Genomic DNA, 17,386 nt, shown 5'->3' on the forward strand with positions numbered 1-17,386 from the left:
CGAGGTGCGGATGAGGATCGGGGAACTCGCCGAGCGTACCGGCGTCAGTGAGCGGTCGCTGCGCTACTACGAGCAGCAGGGGCTATTGGCGTCCGATCGCACGCCCGGCGGGCATCGCGAGTATCCGGAGCGGGCCGTGGACCGGGTCATTCACATTCAGGAACTGCTCGCGGCGGGGCTGACCAGCAAGAAGATCGCGCGGATCCTGCCGTGCATGCGGGATGCGGACGGCGGCCCCAACGAGTACGCCACCCCGGCGCTCGTCGCGGAGCTGCGGACCGAGCGTGAGCGGATCACCCGCACGATCAATGATCTCGTGCGCTCGCGCGAGGTGCTGGACGACGTGATCGACCGGGCGGGCGAGCGTCCGGCGGTCTAGGTGTTGACCCCGATGCGGCGGGCGAACGCGCGCAGCGGCACCTTCCGGTCGTGGTCGAGCAGTTCGGACACGATGTGCCGGGGCAGTGTCTGGTATTTCAGCCAGTCCGCTCCGCCCACCCGTTCGGCAGTCAGCAGCGCGTCGAGGGCGCGCTGGTGCTGGCCGGTGCGGGTCAGCGCGACCGCGGTGTCGGCCAGGTGGCGGGCCCGCGACGCCTGCGGCAGACTGCCGTTGACCGGCATGTCCTTGGCGGCGGCCAGCGCCTCCGGGTAACGCTCGGAGGAGACGTTCACGTCGACGGTCTGCATGACCACCTGTGAAGGGCCGAAATAGGTTTCGTAATCCTGGCGGTCTCCGCCGATCCGCAGCGCGACTTCAGCAGCGGTCTCGACCAGCGACAAGGCACCCGGCACGTCCTGCGCCCGGCCCGCCGCGGTCGCACCCTGCAACACCAGCGAGCCGTAGGCGGACAGATGGGCGGGCGTGACATCGCCGGAAGGCTCCAAATTCGCCGCCGCGTTCAACGCGACGCCGCGTGACTCCTCGTAGCGGCCCTGCACCAGTAGCTGCCAGGCGACCGAGCCGCGGATGGTGGCCAGCAGCAGCGGGTCGTTGCCGAGTTCGGCCGCGGCGAGCGCTTGGCGGATCGCCAGGAACGCCGGATCGGTCTGGCCGAGATGCACCAGTGTGCAGCCGGTTACCCAGTACATCCTGGCCAGCAGCTCGTTGGCGGGCGCGACCGAACCGTTGCGGGCGGCGTGCACGGTGGCGCGCAGCTGGGTCAGTCCTGGCGGAAGGATGGAGGTCAGCGTTTCGTAGCGGCCCGACCAGTAAGCGCCCCAGGCGTACTCGACCGCTCGGCGACCGTCGTCGAGGCTGACCGCCTCTTCCTCCTTGGTCTCGCCGAGCAGGTCGTCGACCGGCGTCAGCGCGCGGCGAATGGCGACGATGCCCGCGTCCGGGTTGGCGGACGGCACGCCGTGGCGTTTGCCGATGAGGTCGGCGATGTCCACATCCAAGGCGCGCGCGATCTTCTGCAAGCTGGCGATGGAGGCGGTCTGGCGGCCGCCCTGCTCGAGCTTGCGCACCAGATCCACGCTGACCCCGGCCTGATCGGCGAGCTGGCGCTGGGTGAGCGCCTTCCCGCGGAACTGGCGGATCCGAACTCCGATCGACGATTCGTCCATGTACCCAAGTCCTTTTGTTAAATCTGGGTTTCAGAGTACGACGCTATGCCATCGAACTCGACCGAAGTGGGACATTGCGTACGACTAGTTGGCTGCTGGTTGGAATACCGTTGCCTTTCTGCAACTTTGACAGCAAAGGGCGGCGGCGATGATCACCATGCCGAACAACACCGTGCAGGCCGGACGCGCCGATCGCGCGTGCGGGCTCGATGCACAGACCAAGCGACCAGCGCGCCACAGCACCACTCGATCGGCACGCTTCGTCAGCGCCCTACCCGCGTTCACCAAGCGGCGGGTGCGCGATCAGCAGGAGTTGCTATGCCGAACGTCCGTGGTGGTCACCGGATCCGGCTTCTTCGGGGCGGGGTAAGGCCATGTTCGAGCGCTGTCATTCTCCCCACGAAGTCGCGCACCTGCTGCGGCATACCTACGGGCTGCCGGTTCAGCTTCTCGCCGGACGCCCGATGATCACCACCGGTTCCATCATCGGCGCGATCGTCATGCCGCCGGAACTGGGCCGTAAGGTCCTGACCCAGCTGGAACGCCACCACACCGCGCCCGTGGTCGCCGATCCGGGCGAACGCAACTGGACCTTCCTGGTCACGCCGCCGAGCCCCGCGCGGCCCGTGGAGGTCCCGATCCGGCGCAGCCTCGCCGGTCACCAGGTCACCGTGGTCCCGGGCGGCCGGATCATCCTGCTACCCAGTTCCGACTCACCGCTCGGCTGGCACTGGGCAGGGGAGCCCGCGCCCGGCGTGCTGCGGATGCCGCCGCGTTCCGCGGTGATCGAAGCCGTACACGAGGTCATCGGCCTGCGTGCCTACTGACCATCTGGCGCGGACCGGCCCGCACTCGACTTCCCGGGTGGGGGCCGGTCGTGTCCGCGGCAGGTGCGTGACCGGCGATTCGGCGAAGAACAGGTAGATCTCGGCTGTCTACAGGGGTTACTACTCATGCTCGCGCGCGTGGTGGCAACCAGCATGAAGTCATGACTACCTCTATCGATCCGGCGCTGCTCGCGCGGCTCTCCGGCGAGTTCACCACGCTGGGGACGCGGCTTGGTGCGCTCGGTCGTGATCTGGAGCTGCTGCGCGAGCAGGTCGCCGCGGATTCCGCCGCAGGTCAGGGGGTTACTGCGAAGCCAGGGCGCACGTCTTTCGCGGAACCGGCTTCGGCCGCGACGCCGGGTGCTCCGCAGCCGCAAACCGGCGCGGGTGCGGTGTCCGGCGGAGCCGGCGACCCGGCACCACCTTGGCCTGGGCATGCTCCGATGGCTGGTGCACCGATTCCCGCGCCGCAGCCCGGTTACGTGCCGCGTTTCGCCCCGCCGCCCAGCGCGGGATGGGGTGGCGGCGCGCCGTGGGCGCCGAGCGCGCGTGGGCCGGTGCCGGGAGTCGCGTCGCCGATGTCGCCGCCGCGTCCGCCCGTCCCACCGCGCGCGGCTGGGCCGCGCGTGCCGCACACGCCATGGTGGCAGCGGGACGGGGTGATCAGCCGGATCCTGGCGTTGGCCGGTGTCGCCGTGACGTTGATCGGCGTCGCGATGTTGCTGGTGCTGGCCGCGCAGGCGGGCTTCTTCGGGCCGGTGCCGAGGGTGGTCGCCGGCGGTGTGTTCTCGGCTGCGCTGGTGGGTGCGGGCGTACGGGTCTTCGGGCGGACCGGCGGACGGGTCGGCGGAATCGCTTTGGCGGCCACCGGCATCGCCGGTGCTTACCTCGACGTGGTCGCGGTGACCGCGATCTATCACTGGCTGCATCCGGTGCTCGGACTCGCGGTCGCCTTCGGTGTTGCCGCAGTGGGCGTCGGCCTCGCGATGCGGTGGCGGTCGCAGCCGTTGGCCGTGCTGGTGGTGCTCGCTGTGGCGGCCCTGTCGCCGGTGCTGACCACCCGTCTGGTGCTGTTGGGATTCTTGATCGTGCTGCAGGCGGCTTGCGTGCCGGTTCACTTGCCGCGGAACTGGCCATACCTGCACGCGGCGCGGACGATCCCCGCGGTACTTGCGACGTTCGTGTTCCTCGTGGGTGCCGTACTCGGTACTGCCACGGTGGGTGATCGGGCCTGGTTGCTGGTCGCCGCGGCGGCGGTTGCGCTGGTCGGGCTCGCCGGGACGATCGTCGTCGTCCGGCATCGGCCCGCCGACCTCACCGCCTCGCTGACGATGGCGGCGGCGCTGGTCCCGATGCTGATCGCGCCCGGCATGTACGAGGACCGGCGCGCCGCCGTGCTGGTGGCGTCGGTCGCCGCCGCGGTGCTCCTGCTCGTCGCCGCGGCGCCCATGCTGCCGAAACTGGGTGCGCACCTGCGGATTCCGGGGCATACCACCGTGGTCGCCGCCGCGGCGGGCTCGATCGCCTTGCTCGAGGCGTGCGTCGGCGTATCCGAGACGAAGACGCTGCCGATCGCTCTGCTCATGGTGGCGCCGGCCTTTCTCGGCGTGGCGGGCCAGCAGCGGTCCCGCGTCGCGGCCGGAATCGGGGCGGCATTCGCCGTACTCGGCGGATTCGCACTGCTGAACGTCGCGGGCCCGGAAATTCTTGCCTCGCAGGCTCGTTCCGAGGCGAGTTTGGGCTCGGCGACCGTGCTCGGCGCGATGCTCGCCCTCGGGGTGGTCGCGGTGGCGCTGTGGTGCGCGCGACGGCTGCCCGGTATGGCGGCGGGCGGCGAATTGCAGTGGATCGCCGCGAGCGTCGCGGGACTCTACGCGGTGACCGCGGCGACGGTGTCCATCGGCGTCGCGACCGGAAACCGGAACGGATTCCTCATCGGCCACAGCGCCGCGACCATCTTGTGGATGGCGGGCGCCACCGCCGCCCTCCTGTTCGGATTACGCAGGCTTGCCGGCGCACCCGCCGTGGCCAAACTCGCCCTCGGATCCGGATTGCTGGTCACCGCCGCCGCTTTGGCCAAACTGTTCCTCTTCGACCTGGCCACCCTGGACGGGCTCGTCCGCGTCGCCGCGTTCCTGGTCGTCGGCATCCTGCTGCTCCTGGTCGGCACCCGCTATGCCCGCGCATTCGCCGACGCGGGAGCGGACAGCGACCCCGGTGATGCGGCGGTCGGCTGAACCACATCACGTGTAGCCGTTGCCGACCGAATGCCCCGAACCTCGAAGCCCATGAGGTGACGGGCATCGGCGCAGCCGCCTTTTGCACCAGCGCGCTCGGTTGCTCACTCGCGTTCGCGGCGGCGCAGCAGTTCGTTCACGCTGACCGTGCGGCCCTCGCTGTCATGGTGACGGCCCTCGCTCTGCCGCACGCTCTGGCGGCGGGAGGAGCGGAGTTCGGCCATCCAATTCTCGATGCTGCTGCGGTTGGTGTCCGGGCCGTTGTCCGGGTCCGAAGTCGCCGCGCTCTCGGGTGCGCGATGCGCGGGACCACCCGTCTCCCGCGACAGCGGCCGGGGTTCGTGGGGCGTGGAGGTCTGGGGCGGCAAATCCACGGTGGGGTCCTGCCAGACTCCCGAAATTGGCTGCGCTTCCGGCGACTGGACCGGGCGCGGCGGAGGCGTGACGGACGGGACGATGGGACCCGGGTTGTGCTCCGGCAGTGCCAGCGAGTGGGGGCCGGCGTGCGACACGTTCGGATCCCGCGGTGTGCCAGCGGACGGAGCCAGTCGCGGTGCGGCGGCGTTATAGGTCGTCGCGGACATCGGCTGCGGCTGCGGTCCGGCCTGGTCCGGCGCGAAGTGTGACGCCTTCGGGATCTGCGCGATCCGCCGCGGGCGGATCGGATCACCCTGCCCAGCCGCGGAATTCGTCGGCGGCGTAGGACGCCTCCTGATCGGATCGTGCGGTGCGGGCGCAGGGGCTGTCTGCGGTGCGGGTGTCGGCGGCGGCGTGCGGTCCAGCCGCTGCGTGGGCGCATCGGCCTCGATCTCCGCTACAGTGCGCGGCTTGCGCCTGCGTGGCACCTTGTTGGCGGACGTCACCGCGGGGATCTGCATGGTCACCGGGTCGGTGACCGGTGTGGTCTTGACCAGGTCGACGACATCGCCGCCGCCGGGGCGCTCGTCGTCGAGGATGGGTTCACCGAGGCCGATCTTCTGCTGAACCTTCTTCATCCAGGCAGGGGCCCACCAGCAGTCGTCGCCGAGCAGCTTCATGGTGGCGGGCACCAGCAGCATGCGCAGGACGGTCGCGTCGATGAACAGCGCTGCGATCAGGCCGTAGGCGATGTATTGCATCATCACCAGATCCGAGAACGCGAACGCGCCGACCACGACGAGCAGGATGAGCGCGGCCGCGGTGATGATGCGGCCGGTGTGCGCGGTGCCCGCGCGCACCGCCTCGGTGGTGGAGGCGCCCATCGTGCGCGCCTCAACCATGCGGGACAGCAGGAAGACCTCGTAGTCGGTGGACAGGCCATAGATCACGGCGATGATCAGCACCAGCACCGGCGACATGATCGGCTGCGGCGTGAAGTTCAGCAGGCTCGCGGCGTGGCCGTCCACGAAGATCCAGGTCAGAATGCCGAGTGTGGAGCCAAGGCCGAGCGCGCTCATCAGCGCGGCCTTGATCGGCAGCACCAGCGAGCCGAAGGTGAGGAACATCAGCAGCGTGGTCACGAACATGACCAGCGCGATCATCGCCGGCATGCGGCCGAGCAGCGCGTCGATGCTGTCCTTCTGGATGGTGGGCTGGCCGCCGACGTAGAGCTGGACATTGTCGGGCACGTCGATCGAGCGCAGGTATTCGATGGTCGGATCGGCGTTTTCCGAATCCTCCAGCGTCGCGCTCGTCCGGTAGACGTCGGGTTGGCTGTTGGAGCGGCTGGGCACCTCGAACTTGCCCGTGAGGCCGGGAGCCTCGCTGGCTTGCTTCCACACCTTGCCGACCGCGTTGCTGTCGTCGGAGACCATGACCAGCTGGACGGGATCGGTCTTCCTCAGTGGGAAGACCTCGTAGAAGTTCTCCAGTGCCACGCGAGTCTTGTTGTCCGGCGGCAGGTATCGCTCGTTGATGCCGCCGAAGGCCAGGTTCTTCACCGGAATGATGAGCAGCAGCAGGCCGATGCAGATCGGCACGGCGATCTTGAGCGGGTGCTTCATCACCCACTGCGTGATCTTCCCCCAGAAGCCGTTCTCGATCTCCTCCGCGGTCTTGGTCTTGCGGAACCTCTTCAGGCCCAGCATGTCCACGCGGGGCCCGAGGACGCCGAGCATCGCGGGCAGGATGGTGATGGCGGTCAGCGCGGCCAGCGAGACCGTCGCGATGGTGCCGTAGGCCACCGATTTCAGGAAGCCCTGCGGGAACAGCAGCATGCCGCCGAGGCTGGCGATGATCATGGTCGCGGAGAACACCACGGTGCGGCCCGCCGTCATCACCGAGCGCCGCACCGCCGCACGGGTGTCGTAGCCCTCGGCCAGTTCCTCGCGGAAACGGCTGACGATGAACAGGCCGTAGTCGATGGCGAGGCCGAGGCCGATCATCGAGACGACGCCGGAGACGAATGAGTTCACCTCGGTGAACTTCGTCAGGAACATGATGATGCCGTTGGCGCCGATGACCGTGAGACCGCCGACGACCAGCGGCAGCCCCGCGGCAACCAGTCCGCCGAAGATGAAGAACAGCAGCACCGCGACCGCCGGGATGGCCAGCATCTCCATGCGTTTCTGGTCGGCGGCCATGGTGTCGTTGAGCGTGCCCGCCACCGCCTGCAAGCCGGTGACCTGGACGTCGACGCCCGGAATGTAGAAGACGTCCTTCACTTTCCGGAAGTTGCGCACCATCTCGGTGTCGTTGTCGCCGACGATGGCGATCGAGGCGAAGGTGTACTTCTTATCCTTCGAACCAAAGAGCGAAGGAGATCCCTGCCCGGTCTCGGTCTGCCAGTAGGCGCCGTTGACCTTGGCGATCTGGTCCGGGTTCTCCTTGGGCAGCCGGTTGAGGCTGTCCACGATCTTCTGCCGGAACGCCGGGTCGTCGATCGTCTTGCCCTCGGGCGCGGTGTAGAGCACGATCACGTCGCTGCTGTGATCTCGCCCGAACGCCGCGTCCGAGATCCGCGCCGCCTCCGCCGATTCGGAGGTCGGATCGTCCCATCCGCTGGAGCTGAGGTGGTGTTCCAGGCCGAAGCCGTATCCGCCCAATGCCAACAGGGCCGCGCTGACGATGCCGATGACGGCGAAGCGCAGCCGGTAGGCCAGATCGCCCCAGCGTGTGAACACTAAGCGACTCCTTGCGCAGGGCGAGAGGTGAGCAGTGCCGACAGCGGCCGGAACGGCTGCAGCCAGGCACCCTCGTTGGGCAGCGAGTCGAGGCTCACCCGGGGCAGTGGTTCACGGAATACGCCCGGAATGTCCTCGAGGTCGATGAATTCGAGAGTATCGGATGTGACGGCCCAACTCGCGTGCTCGCGGAAGCCGAGCACTTGCACCGGTACACCCTTGGCGGCGAGTTCTTCCAGCGGTTCGCGAAACGCCTGGCCATCGGCCGACGCGACCATGATGCCGGCCAAACCGGCGCCGCGGCTGCGTAACGCGATATGCGCCAGCATGTCGGCGTCGACATCGGAATCGTCGTCGATCTTGGGTTTGGCGAAGACCGCGTAGCCGACGTTGCGCAGCGCCTCCACCCAGGGCCGCACGACGTCGGCGGTGCCCGGCGCGATATTGGTGAAGACGGTTGCCTCGGGTTCGACGCGATGCACGCTGCCCACCGACAACTCGGCGGTTCTGGCCAGCAGCCAGCGGCCGAGGGCGTCGAACCGGGGACGGTAGGCGGCGGTCGGCCGCCCGCCCAGGATGGCGCCGAGGCCCATGTCGAGGTTCGGGGCGTCCCAGACCAGTAGGACCCGGCGCACGTCCGGTGCCGCGCCGCCCAGGCCTTCGGCTCCGCCTCCGTGCACCTCCCCGGCAACATCGACTACCTCGTGGGCCATCTCACTGACGCTCATCGGTCGATCTTCCCCCATATGAGCTCGGTGATGGCGCTACCGGCGCGATGCGCCTTGCCTTCGAATTTCGTGACGGGTCGTTCGAAACCGATCGGCGCGGTCGCGCGATGCTGCGCGCTGTCGCCGCCCGTGGCCTCGTTCAACCCTCTGAGCAGCGGCTCCGCCATGCCGACCTGATGAATGTGTTCGGCGTAGCCGGCGTGGTCGGTGGCGACGTGCAAGACACCGCCCGGCTTCAGGCGGCTGGCGATCAACGCGACCGTCGCGGGTTGCAGCAGCCGCCGCTTGTGGTGGCGCGCCTTGGGCCACGGGTCGGGGAAGAACACTCGGACGCCGGTCAGCGACTCCTCGGCAATCATATTCTCCAGCACGTCGACCGCGTCGCCGCGCAGCAGCCGGATGTTCTCGATCCCTTCGCGCTCGATGCGCTGCACCAGCTGCGCGAGGCCCGGCTGGTATACCTCGATGCCGATCAGGTTCAGATGCGGCTCGGCCTGCGCCATGGCGGCCGTCGCGGTGCCCGTGCCGCAGCCGATCTCGATCACCAGCGGCGCCTCGCGGCCGAACCAGGCGGCCGCGTCCAGTGGCTCGTCGGCTACCTCGCGGCCGATCGTCGGCCACATCCGGTCCCAGGATTGCTGCTGGGTCGCGGTCAGCGCGCCCCTGCGCGACCGGAAGCTGGTGACCCGGGGGTACAGGCGGGAGCCGGTCTTGTGCCGAGGCCCGCCTTCGGCCGAAGCCGAAACTGTGGACGGCGGGCCCGGAACTGATTCGGCAGTGTGGTTCACGGCGTCGTTCACGGCGTCCATTGTCCAGCATCCGGCGATCAGTGCGGCAGGCGGTTGCGCACGGACCGCTGAGCGGGAGGTCAGGCGGCGCGCGCGGGCGCGATCCTGGACTCGGCCGGTTGCTGCTGGCGCAGCGGACGGCCCAGCGCGACCTTGGCCGCGGTCACCGCCATTTCCAGCAGGCCACGTACCCCCGACGGCGAGGCGGCGACCGACCACACGGTCGTGTCGCCGACGTCGCTCACCGGTTGCCCGGCGAACCGATCGGCCAGCCAGTCCAGGCTGATCGGAGTGGACAGCGGCAGCAGCGAAAGATGCTCGCTGAGCCGGTCGCGCACGTAGGTGACCATGGCTCCGCCCCGGCGGTATCGCTCCACTTGGCCGTCGACCGCCTCGACGTGGATGACCTGATCGTGCACGGGTTGCAGCACGAGCAGAGGGCAGGCCGGTGTCGCGTTGCCGAGGCGCAGATCATCGAACATCGCCCGCAGTTCCGGCGTGTCGAGCACCTCGGCGAGCGGGCGGCTGAGGAAGTCGTCGACTTTCTTGTGGGCGAGCCCGAGAACCGCGCCGACCGGTGTCGCGTTCTCCGCGTGGACGACGAACCGATGGCCGTCGGGGTTGAGTTCGTGGTCGATCAGCCTGCTCAGCGCGGGATACAGCCTGCGAAGGGCGGCGATCACGATGGCGGGCAGGCCCGCGTAGGCGGTGCCGTTGAGCCGGTCGAATATCTGGCGTGGGTCGCCGACCGGGGCCCCGAGCACCGCACCGACGATGTCGAGTTCGGGGGCGTACATCGGCGCCATCTCGACCGTCCACGAGCTGGCCATGCCGCCGCCGGAGTAGCCCCACACCGCGACCCGGGTATCGGGGGCGAGGCCGAGCGGGGCGAAGCGGAGGGCGGCGCGGATCCCGTCGAGCGCCCGGTAGCCGGGCTCGCGCGGGGCCCCGAAGTTTCCGTGCGGGCCCTCGTGGTCGGCGATGCTGACCGCCCAGCCGCGCCGCAGCGCGTTCGCGACCAGGAGCCATTCGAACTGGGTGATCGAGCCGAGCGCACGGGCTCCGTGGCGCAACGCGTACGAGGGCGAACACTTCTCGGCCACCGCGTCCATCGCGGTCTGGAAGGCCAGCAGCGGTCGATCCTCGTCCGGTTCCGCGTCGATCGGCAGCAGGACTGTGGTTATCGCCGCCTCCGGGGCACCGTGCAGATCACAGCTGCGGTACAGCAGCTGCCAGGCCGAGACCTGCTGCGGGATGATGCCGAACAGCGCCACATCGATCTTCCTGCTGCGCAGGATGGTCCCCGGCGGCTTGGCCGCGAACCCCTTCGGAGGTCGGTGGAACGGGTCCACGCTCGGCAGCAGGGGCTCGTAATCCGGGGTGGAAACAGGCTCAGGATCGACAACGCAGGTGATTTCCGCGGTCATCGCAACCTCCGCATCGTTGTGGTCGTTGCCGATTCGAGACCTAACATTGCGTTTTGATAACGGTGCTGACCTCAAAGAGAGAGTAAATGACCAACCACAGGTCTGTGAACCCCCTGTTACCAGGACTATCGGTACTAGACTCCGCGGCATGAACAGACCGACCGTGTTCATCAGCGGTGCGGCAGCCGGGATCGGGCGGGCTACCGCCCTCCTTTTCGCCGCGCATGGCTACCACGTCGGCGCTTATGACATCGACGAAGTCGGTTTGACCAGGCTCGCCGCCGACATCACCGGCAAGGGCGGCAGCGTGCGCACCGGCGTCCTGGATGTGACGAACGACACGCAGTGGGCGAAGCGACTCGCGGAGTTCGATGCCGAGAACGGGCGGCTGGACATCTTGGTGAACAACGCGGGCATCCTGCGCGCCGGGCCGTTCGAGTCCATCGATCTGGCCGCTCACCGGGCGATCGTCGAGGTCAACCTGGTCGGCGTGCTCGCGGGGACCCACAACGCGTTCCGCTATCTGCGCGACACCCCCGGCGCCCAAGTGGTCAATCTCTGTTCGGCCTCGGCGATCTACGGCCAAGCCGAGCTCGCGAGCTACGGCGCGACCAAGGCGGCGGTCAAAAGCGTGACCGAGGCCCTCGATCTCGAGTGGGAGCCCTACGGCATACGGGTGATCGCGGTCTGGCCGCTGTTCGTCTCCACCGCGATGGTGGAGGGCGTGACGACCGGGACGACGAAATCGCTCGGCGTGCGGTTGACCGCCGATGACGTGGCCGCCGGAATCTGGGCGGCCACCCGCAAGCGCGCCCGGCTGCCGAAGGTGCACTACGAGATCGGCATGCAGGCGAAGGTGCTGGCCACGGTCGGGAAATACGCCCCGAACTGGGCAGTGCGCACCGCGAACAAGTTCTTCAGCGGCAGCTGAGCGGTCGAGCCTGTCCGGTGGCGCGACTTCTGACAGAATTGCGCACCGAACAAGGGGGTGCAGCATGCCGACAGCCACTGAATCCGACGGGCCACTGCGTGGGCGGGGGGTTCCCTCGCGCGATCACGATCAGCTCGACAAGCTGCTCGGCGAACTGCGTTTCGGAGCAGGACGGGACCCGCAGATCGGCTACGCCGCCGCGGCGGCTGTCAGCGCTTGGCGTAAACCGCCGCGCATCCAGGTGGCCGGGCGCGCGCACGCGGGGCGGACCACGGTGCTGCACGCGCTCGCGCTGCTGTCCGCGGTGGAGACCGATCCGGTGGACGAGCCGGGGGCGCCCGATCCGGAGCTCGACGCCGACATCGTCGTCTACGTGTTGTCAGCCGCGGCGACGCCCGCCGACCGCAGAATCTTGGCCGCCCTGCCGCCGCAGCGCACGGTCGTGGTGCTGAACAAGGCCGACGCCATCGGCTCCCGCTGGGGCGACGCGGTGGCCGCGGCCGAACAATACGGCAGGGAACTGCGGATTCCGGTCGTTCCGGTGGTCGCGTCGCTGGCGGTGCGCACGAGGGCGGGCGTGATGACCGGCGCCGATTTTTCCTTGTTGCGCAAGCTCGCCACCGAGGCGGACCCCGCGCTGGTGCTGTCGCCGGATCTGTTCGTCGCGCCGGGGCCGGATGTCGCCGAGCGGGAGCAGTTGTTACAGCGCTGGGACCTGTACGGCGTGGTCTGCGCCTGCACCGCCCTGCGCCACGATCCGGAACTCGCGCCGCATGCGCTGCTGCAGATCCTGCACTCCGCCAGCGGCATCGACGCACTGCACCGGCTGCTGCACCGCCGTTACGAGCAGGTCTCCGCGCTCCGCGGCGGCGAACTGCTCGACGAACTGGCCCGGCTCGCCGCCCGCGCGGTCCCGGAAGAGGGCAGCCGTGCTCGCGACCTCCTGGAGACCTATCTCTACGGTGACGACGCTCTCTGGCTCGGCCTGTGCGCGGGCTTGGCCCGGCCCGAGGTGGCTCACCTCGCCGCGGGCTATCCCGCTCCGGCGCCCTCGGACGCCGACGACGCGATGGCCCGCGCCACCCGGTGGCGCGCCGTCGTCACCAGTGACATGCCCCCGGCGGCCCGCCGCGCCGCCTTGCGCGTGCACAACGGGTACGTCCGACTATGGGAGCGGATGAGCAGTGCCGGTCTCTGAGCCCTCGGACGTACCGACGGCCGACACTCCCGACGCGGCAGGTTCGGCGTCGGGCACCGGAACCGCCCGATCCGCCGAACCCGGCTCACCGGCCGACGGTGGTCCCGCCGTGGACGCCGGAACTGTGCGCGCCCTCTCGCCGGAGGCCGAGGCGGTGGTGGCGCGGTGGAATCCGCAAGGTTTGGCGCTGCTGGGTGCGGTGCACGGTTCCGGCGCCGCGAGGACGGTCACGGTGATCGGTCCCGCAGATATCAACACCACACTGCTGCGAACCGAGCTGGCCCGGTTCGAGCCGCGCATCACATTGTCCGAGCCGATTCCCGACGCGCGTGCGGCCGTGGCGACGACCTCGCCGTCCATCGGCGCGCTGTCGGCGCCGGCGCTGGTTCTGCTCGACGCGGGCACCACCATCGGCGCGGACCTGCTGGAGATGATCGGCAGGATGCGCGCGGACGGGACGCGCGTTCTGCTGGCCATGAACGGCATCCACGCCTACCAGGACTGGCGTGCGGTGCGGGCGCGGAACCTGGAGCTGCTGGCCGCCCAGGGCGCCGCCGAGCTGAACATCGTGCCGGTCTCAGCGCGGCTCGCCGCGGCGGCGCGCACGGCGGGCGACGCCGGGCTGCTCGATCGCTCCGGTCTCGGTGCCCTGCACGCGGAGTTGACCGCGGCGAGCTCGGGCGCCGCGCCGACCGGCGATCGGTTGGCCACGGTCACCGGCCGAGTCCTGGCCGATACGCGCCAGCGAGTGATCGAGCAGGTGGCCGCGCTGCGCTCCGGCGCCGAACTGGCACGGCTGCGCGAGGAACGTGCGGTGCTGCTCGCGGGCCGTGACGGCGGACGCGCCACCGCCATGTCCACCCTGCGCGGGCAGTTGCAGCTGGCGCGGGTCGACCTGATGACCGATATCGGCGCGCGGATTCGCGCACTGCACACCGCGGCTCGCGCCGAGTTGGATCGCGTGCGTCCCGCCCAGCTTCGCGGCTATCCCGACCGGCTCCAGCAGGCCGTGACCGAGCTGACCGGTGCTGTCGACCACACCATCGACCACCGCTTGGCCCAACTCGGGGATCGGATCGAAGACGTGGACCGCGCTGTGCCACCGCGACGGCGTGATCCGGCTCCGCGGGTAGGGCCGGATCCGGAGCCGAGGCACCGGGGTGTCGAAGATCACCTTATGATCGCGCTCGGCGCGTCGGCGGGTGTCGGCATCGGTCGCCTGCTGGTTGCTCCGCTGGCGCTGGTGCCCGCGCTCGATGTCGCGAGCGTCCCGGTCACCCTGCTACTCGGCGGTAGCGTTGCGGCCTGGGTGGTTCGTGCCCGCGGGCAGCTGGCCGATCGAGCGCACATCCGGCAATGGGTGGCCGACGCGTTGGTCAATGTGAAAGCCCAGCTCGAGCAGCGGATGGCGACCACGCTCGTGGAAACCGAGACCGCTTTGGCCGATAACGTGGTGCAGGCAAGCACCGCGCGAATGGTGGAAACCGATCGTCGCGTCGCCGAACTGGAGGTGAAGCTGCGCCGGATGGCGGCCGAACAGCCCGGTCAACTCGCCGCATGCGAGCGGGATATCCGGATCCTCGACCGCTGGATCTCACCTGTTGAAACGAGCGACCAATTGGGTACATAGTGAGGAACCCGATGCCGTACGGGTCGTCACATGGCGTTAACCTCTATTCAGGAACTTGGGCGTTCCGCTGAGTCCTGATCTGCCGCCCGGCTGGGCGCGCTGACGACCGGTCGGAGCGGGCGCCTTCCCGCCAACGGTGGCGCTGGGTGCATTCGCGCTGGTCATGGGCCTCGGGCCAGGCGGCGAAGCATCGAGTGGCCGCCCATCTCAGGAGAGTTTTCATGACGTCAGCGACCATTCCTGGTCTTCGTGGATCCGACGGCAAGGCGCCGACCGAGCACAGCGAACTACTCGCCTGGGTACAAGAAGTCGCCGAACTCACCCAGCCGGATCGAGTGGTGTGGGCGGACGGCTCGGACGAGGAATGGGACCGGCTGACCAAGCAGCTCGTCGCGGCGGGAACGTTCAAGCGCTTGGATGAGAAGAAGAAGCCGAACTCCTTCCTCGCCCTTTCCGACCCCTCCGACGTGGCCCGGGTGGAGTCCCGCACGTACATCTGTTCCAAGACCGAGGCCGACGCGGGCCCGACCAACAACTGGGTCGACCCGGCGGAGATGCGCGCCACGATGACCGAGCTGTACCGCGGTTCGATGAAGGGCCGCACCATGTACGTGGTGCCGTTCTGCATGGGCCCGCTGGGCGCCGAGGACCCGAAGCTGGGCGTGGAGATCACCGACTCCGAGTACGTCGTCGTGTCGATGCGCGTGATGACCCGCATGGGCGCCGCCGCGCTGGAGAAGCTGGGCGACGACCGCCCGTTCGTGAAGGCGCTGCACTCCGTGGGCGCGCCGCTGGCCGAGGGCCAGGCCGACGTGCCGTGGCCGTGCAACGACACCAAGTACATCACCCACTTCCCCGAAGACCGGGAGATCTGGAGCTACGGCTCCGGCTACGGCGGCAACGCGCTGCTGGGCAAGAAGTGCTACTCGCTGCGAATCGCCTCGGCGATGGCCCATGACGAGGGCTGGCTCGCCGAGCACATGCTGATCCTGAAGCTGATCTCCCCGGAGAACAAGGCCTACTACATCGCCGCCGCGTTCCCGAGCGCCTGCGGCAAGACCAACCTCGCGATGATCCAGCCGACCGTGCCGGGCTGGCGCGCCGAGACCCTGGGTGACGACATCGCCTGGATGCGCTTCGGCAAGGACGGCCGCCTGTACGCGGTGAACCCGGAGTACGGCTTCTTCGGCGTCGCGCCGGGCACCAACCGCAGCTCCAACCCGAACGCCATGGCCACCATGGAGGCGGGCAACACGGTCTACACCAACGTCGCGATGACCGACAACGGCGACGTGTGGTGGGAGGGCTTGGAGGGCGAGCCCGATCACTTGATCGACTGGAAGGGCAACGACTGGTACCACCGGGAGACCGAGACGCTCGCCGCCCATCCGAACTCGCGCTACTGCACGCCGATGGCGCAGTGCCCGATCCTGGCCCCCGAGTGGGACGACCCGCAGGGTGTGCCGATCTCGGCGATCCTGTTCGGCGGTCGCCGCAAGACCACGGTTCCGCTGGTCACCGAGTCCTTCGACTGGCAGCACGGCGTGTTCATGGGCGCGACGCTGTCCTCCGAGCAGACCGCGGCCGCCGAGGGCAAGGTCGGCACGGTGCGCCGCGACCCGATGGCCATGCTGCCGTTCATGGGCTACCACGTCGGTGACTACCTGGGCCACTGGATCAACGTGGGCAAGAACGCCGACGCGGCCAAGCTGCCGAAGATCTTCTACGTCAACTGGTTCCGCCGCGGCGACGACGGCCGCTTCCTGTGGCCCGGCTTCGGGGAGAACTCCCGCGTGCTGGAGTGGATCATCGGCCGCATCGAAGGTTCCGCCGAGGCGGAGGAGACCGCGATCGGCAACGTGCCGACCGCCGCGCACCTCGACCTGGACGGTCTGGACGTCGAGCCCAAGGACGTCGACGAGGCGCTCGCGGTGAACGCCGACGACTGGCGCAAAGAGATCCCGCTGATCGAAGAGTGGTTCGAGTTCGTAGGCGACAAGCTGCCTTCCGGCGTGCGCGACGAGTTCGAGGCGCTCAAGCAGCGTCTGGGCTGACACTCCACCAAAACTAGCACCGCCCGCACCATCTGGCCGATGGTGCGGGCGTTTTGCTTGCGCGCCAAGCCTTTTCCCGCTTCCGAAGCCTGGCTTTCGCTGGGCGGCGCTATTCGTCGAACGGTGCCATCCGGACCATCGTCAGGAAGCCCGCGCCGTTGAGCCAGCGCACCCTGCCCTCCGGCACGGCCTTCGTCTCCGCCTCGAATGCGGCGATCACGTGCCGTTTGAGGTCGTGGCGCGGGTGCCGTCGCAGCAGGTCGGCGACCCAGTCCCGGTCCAGTTCCGCCAGCCGCGCGCCGATCACGTCCACCGATGCGCCCGCGGAGACGAAGCCCCCGGGGTCGCTGAGATCATCCGCGACCCCGGGCGTGATGTGGGCGGCGATGGCCGCGCCGATTGCGTCGGCACGTGCGGGGTCGGCGCCGGCTTCCCGAGCGAACGCGGCGGCACGCTCCCCGCCGGTGACCGCGAAACACCGTCCCGGCGTTGGGTGTTCGAGCTGGAGGTCGTGCAGCAGGCACGAGACGTAGACGAGTTCGTCGTCATAGGTGGCGCCGTCGAGATCGGCCAGGACTCGTCCGAAATAGTAGGTGCGCAGCGAATGATGCAGCACGTGCGGGGAAAGCGATTCGCGCGCTTCGGTTTCCGCCGCCACGGCCAGCGCGGAATCGGGCAGCCGCAGACCGGCGAAGTCCAATTTGCCGCGTCCGCGCCGACCCAGCGCGAGGCGGACCCGGTTGGGCACCGTGGCGGGAAGCGTTCGCGCCGTCTCGACGGCCAGTCTGCGGCGTTGCTCCTTGGTCAGAGCGCCACCGGTGCGGGTGGCCCATTCCCAGTCGAGGCCCGTTGGTGCGGCCACGGCGTTCTCCTTCGTCGTCGAAACTCGCTGCGCGCTT

At 69.1% G+C, this 17,386-nt stretch carries 14 protein-coding genes; 8 read left to right on the top strand and 6 right to left on the bottom strand.

Annotated elements, in window-relative coordinates; translation table 11 throughout:
* The first annotated feature begins 10 nt into the window (after positions 1–10).
* Positions 11–379 carry a MerR family transcriptional regulator gene (locus AB0M45_RS00500; RefSeq protein WP_364320912.1) on the top strand — a complete coding sequence of 123 codons (369 nt, stop codon included), beginning with the start codon at positions 11–13 and terminating at the stop codon, positions 377–379.
* Here AB0M45_RS00500 and AB0M45_RS00505 read toward each other — a convergent pair.
* Positions 376–1,566 (bottom strand): helix-turn-helix transcriptional regulator, encoded by a 1,191-nt coding sequence (locus tag AB0M45_RS00505; RefSeq protein ID WP_364320915.1) that lies wholly within the window; start codon positions 1,564–1,566, stop codon positions 376–378. The genes AB0M45_RS00500 and AB0M45_RS00505 overlap by 4 nt on opposite strands.
* A 148-nt stretch (positions 1,567–1,714) precedes the next feature.
* Between AB0M45_RS00505 and AB0M45_RS00510 the strand changes: the two genes are divergently transcribed.
* The 3 genes from AB0M45_RS00510 to AB0M45_RS00520 all read left to right on the top strand — a co-directional run bounded on the left by AB0M45_RS00510 (position 1,715) and on the right by AB0M45_RS00520 (position 4,630).
* Complete coding sequence (locus AB0M45_RS00510; RefSeq protein ID WP_364320918.1) at positions 1,715–1,936, top strand: hypothetical protein; 222 nt, start codon at positions 1,715–1,717, stop codon at positions 1,934–1,936.
* 4 nt (positions 1,937–1,940) lie between these two features.
* Positions 1,941–2,393, top strand: a complete 453-nt coding sequence (locus AB0M45_RS00515) for a hypothetical protein (RefSeq protein WP_364320921.1) — start codon at positions 1,941–1,943, stop codon at positions 2,391–2,393.
* Positions 2,394–2,554: 161 nt separating this feature from the next.
* Positions 2,555–4,630: a DUF2339 domain-containing protein gene (locus AB0M45_RS00520; RefSeq protein WP_364320924.1), complete on the top strand. Its 2,076-nt coding sequence runs from the start codon at positions 2,555–2,557 to the stop codon at positions 4,628–4,630.
* A 104-nt stretch (positions 4,631–4,734) separates the two neighbouring features.
* Here AB0M45_RS00520 and AB0M45_RS00525 read toward each other — a convergent pair whose 3' ends face one another.
* Genes AB0M45_RS00525 through AB0M45_RS00540 form a run of 4 tightly spaced genes read right to left on the bottom strand, consistent with a single transcriptional unit; the run spans position 4,735 to position 10,674 of the window.
* A complete protein-coding gene (locus AB0M45_RS00525; RefSeq protein ID WP_364320927.1) occupies positions 4,735–7,731 on the bottom strand; it encodes an MMPL family transporter in 2,997 nt (998 codons plus the stop codon).
* Positions 7,731–8,459 (bottom strand): NYN domain-containing protein, encoded by a 729-nt coding sequence (locus AB0M45_RS00530; RefSeq protein WP_364320930.1) that lies wholly within the window; start codon positions 8,457–8,459, stop codon positions 7,731–7,733. Before AB0M45_RS00530 ends, AB0M45_RS00525 begins: the two co-directional genes overlap by 1 nt.
* Entirely contained in the window at positions 8,456–9,268 is an 813-nt protein-coding gene (gene trmB, locus AB0M45_RS00535; RefSeq protein WP_364320933.1) for a tRNA (guanosine(46)-N7)-methyltransferase TrmB, read from the bottom strand. Before trmB ends, AB0M45_RS00530 begins: the two co-directional genes overlap by 4 nt.
* A 59-nt stretch (positions 9,269–9,327) precedes the next feature.
* Positions 9,328–10,674 carry a lipase family protein gene (locus AB0M45_RS00540; protein ID WP_364320935.1) on the bottom strand — a complete coding sequence of 449 codons (1,347 nt, stop codon included), beginning with the start codon at positions 10,672–10,674 and terminating at the stop codon, positions 9,328–9,330.
* Between the two features lie 148 nt (positions 10,675–10,822).
* On the opposite strand from AB0M45_RS00540, the gene AB0M45_RS00545 reads away from it, so the two are divergent.
* From AB0M45_RS00545 to AB0M45_RS00560, 4 genes are all read left to right on the top strand, one after another.
* On the top strand, positions 10,823–11,605 hold the full coding sequence (locus tag AB0M45_RS00545; RefSeq protein WP_364320938.1) for an SDR family oxidoreductase: 783 nt from the start codon (positions 10,823–10,825) through the stop codon (positions 11,603–11,605).
* Between the two features lie 64 nt (positions 11,606–11,669).
* Positions 11,670–12,803, top strand: coding sequence for a hypothetical protein (locus AB0M45_RS00550; protein ID WP_364320941.1), 1,134 nt, complete (start codon positions 11,670–11,672; stop codon positions 12,801–12,803).
* Positions 12,790–14,433, top strand: coding sequence for a hypothetical protein (locus tag AB0M45_RS00555; protein WP_364320944.1), 1,644 nt, complete (start codon positions 12,790–12,792; stop codon positions 14,431–14,433). The genes AB0M45_RS00550 and AB0M45_RS00555 overlap by 14 nt, the downstream gene beginning before the upstream one ends.
* Positions 14,434–14,654: 221 nt before the next feature.
* Positions 14,655–16,487, top strand: a complete 1,833-nt coding sequence (locus AB0M45_RS00560) for a phosphoenolpyruvate carboxykinase (GTP) (protein WP_364320947.1) — start codon at positions 14,655–14,657, stop codon at positions 16,485–16,487.
* 109 nt (positions 16,488–16,596) lie between these two features.
* On the opposite strand, the gene AB0M45_RS00565 is transcribed toward AB0M45_RS00560, so the two are convergent.
* The gene (locus AB0M45_RS00565; RefSeq protein WP_364320950.1) at positions 16,597–17,349 is read right to left on the bottom strand and encodes a phosphohydrolase; all 753 of its coding nucleotides are present in this window, start codon (positions 17,347–17,349) and stop codon (positions 16,597–16,599) included.
* Positions 17,350–17,386 lie beyond the last annotated feature (37 nt).

The organism is Nocardia sp. NPDC051787, from assembly GCF_040681325.1.
Classification (GTDB): domain Bacteria; phylum Actinomycetota; class Actinomycetes; order Mycobacteriales; family Mycobacteriaceae; genus Nocardia.

Excerpts from the sequence above, each read along its gene's own strand:
- AB0M45_RS00500 (WP_364320912.1), top strand. The coding sequence starts at position 11 with ATGAGGATCGGGGAACTCGCCGAGCGTACCGGCGTCAGTGAGCGGTCG.
- AB0M45_RS00505 (WP_364320915.1), bottom strand. The coding sequence starts at position 1,566 with ATGGACGAATCGTCGATCGGAGTTCGGATCCGCCAGTTCCGCGGGAAG.
- AB0M45_RS00510 (WP_364320918.1), top strand. The coding sequence starts at position 1,715 with ATGATCACCATGCCGAACAACACCGTGCAGGCCGGACGCGCCGATCGC.
- AB0M45_RS00515 (WP_364320921.1), top strand. The coding sequence starts at position 1,941 with ATGTTCGAGCGCTGTCATTCTCCCCACGAAGTCGCGCACCTGCTGCGG.
- AB0M45_RS00520 (WP_364320924.1), top strand. The coding sequence starts at position 2,555 with ATGACTACCTCTATCGATCCGGCGCTGCTCGCGCGGCTCTCCGGCGAG.
- AB0M45_RS00530 (WP_364320930.1), bottom strand. The coding sequence starts at position 8,459 with ATGAGCGTCAGTGAGATGGCCCACGAGGTAGTCGATGTTGCCGGGGAG.
- trmB (WP_364320933.1), bottom strand. The coding sequence starts at position 9,268 with ATGGACGCCGTGAACGACGCCGTGAACCACACTGCCGAATCAGTTCCG.
- AB0M45_RS00540 (WP_364320935.1), bottom strand. The coding sequence starts at position 10,674 with ATGACCGCGGAAATCACCTGCGTTGTCGATCCTGAGCCTGTTTCCACC.
- AB0M45_RS00545 (WP_364320938.1), top strand. The coding sequence starts at position 10,823 with ATGAACAGACCGACCGTGTTCATCAGCGGTGCGGCAGCCGGGATCGGG.
- AB0M45_RS00550 (WP_364320941.1), top strand. The coding sequence starts at position 11,670 with ATGCCGACAGCCACTGAATCCGACGGGCCACTGCGTGGGCGGGGGGTT.
- AB0M45_RS00560 (WP_364320947.1), top strand. The coding sequence starts at position 14,655 with ATGACGTCAGCGACCATTCCTGGTCTTCGTGGATCCGACGGCAAGGCG.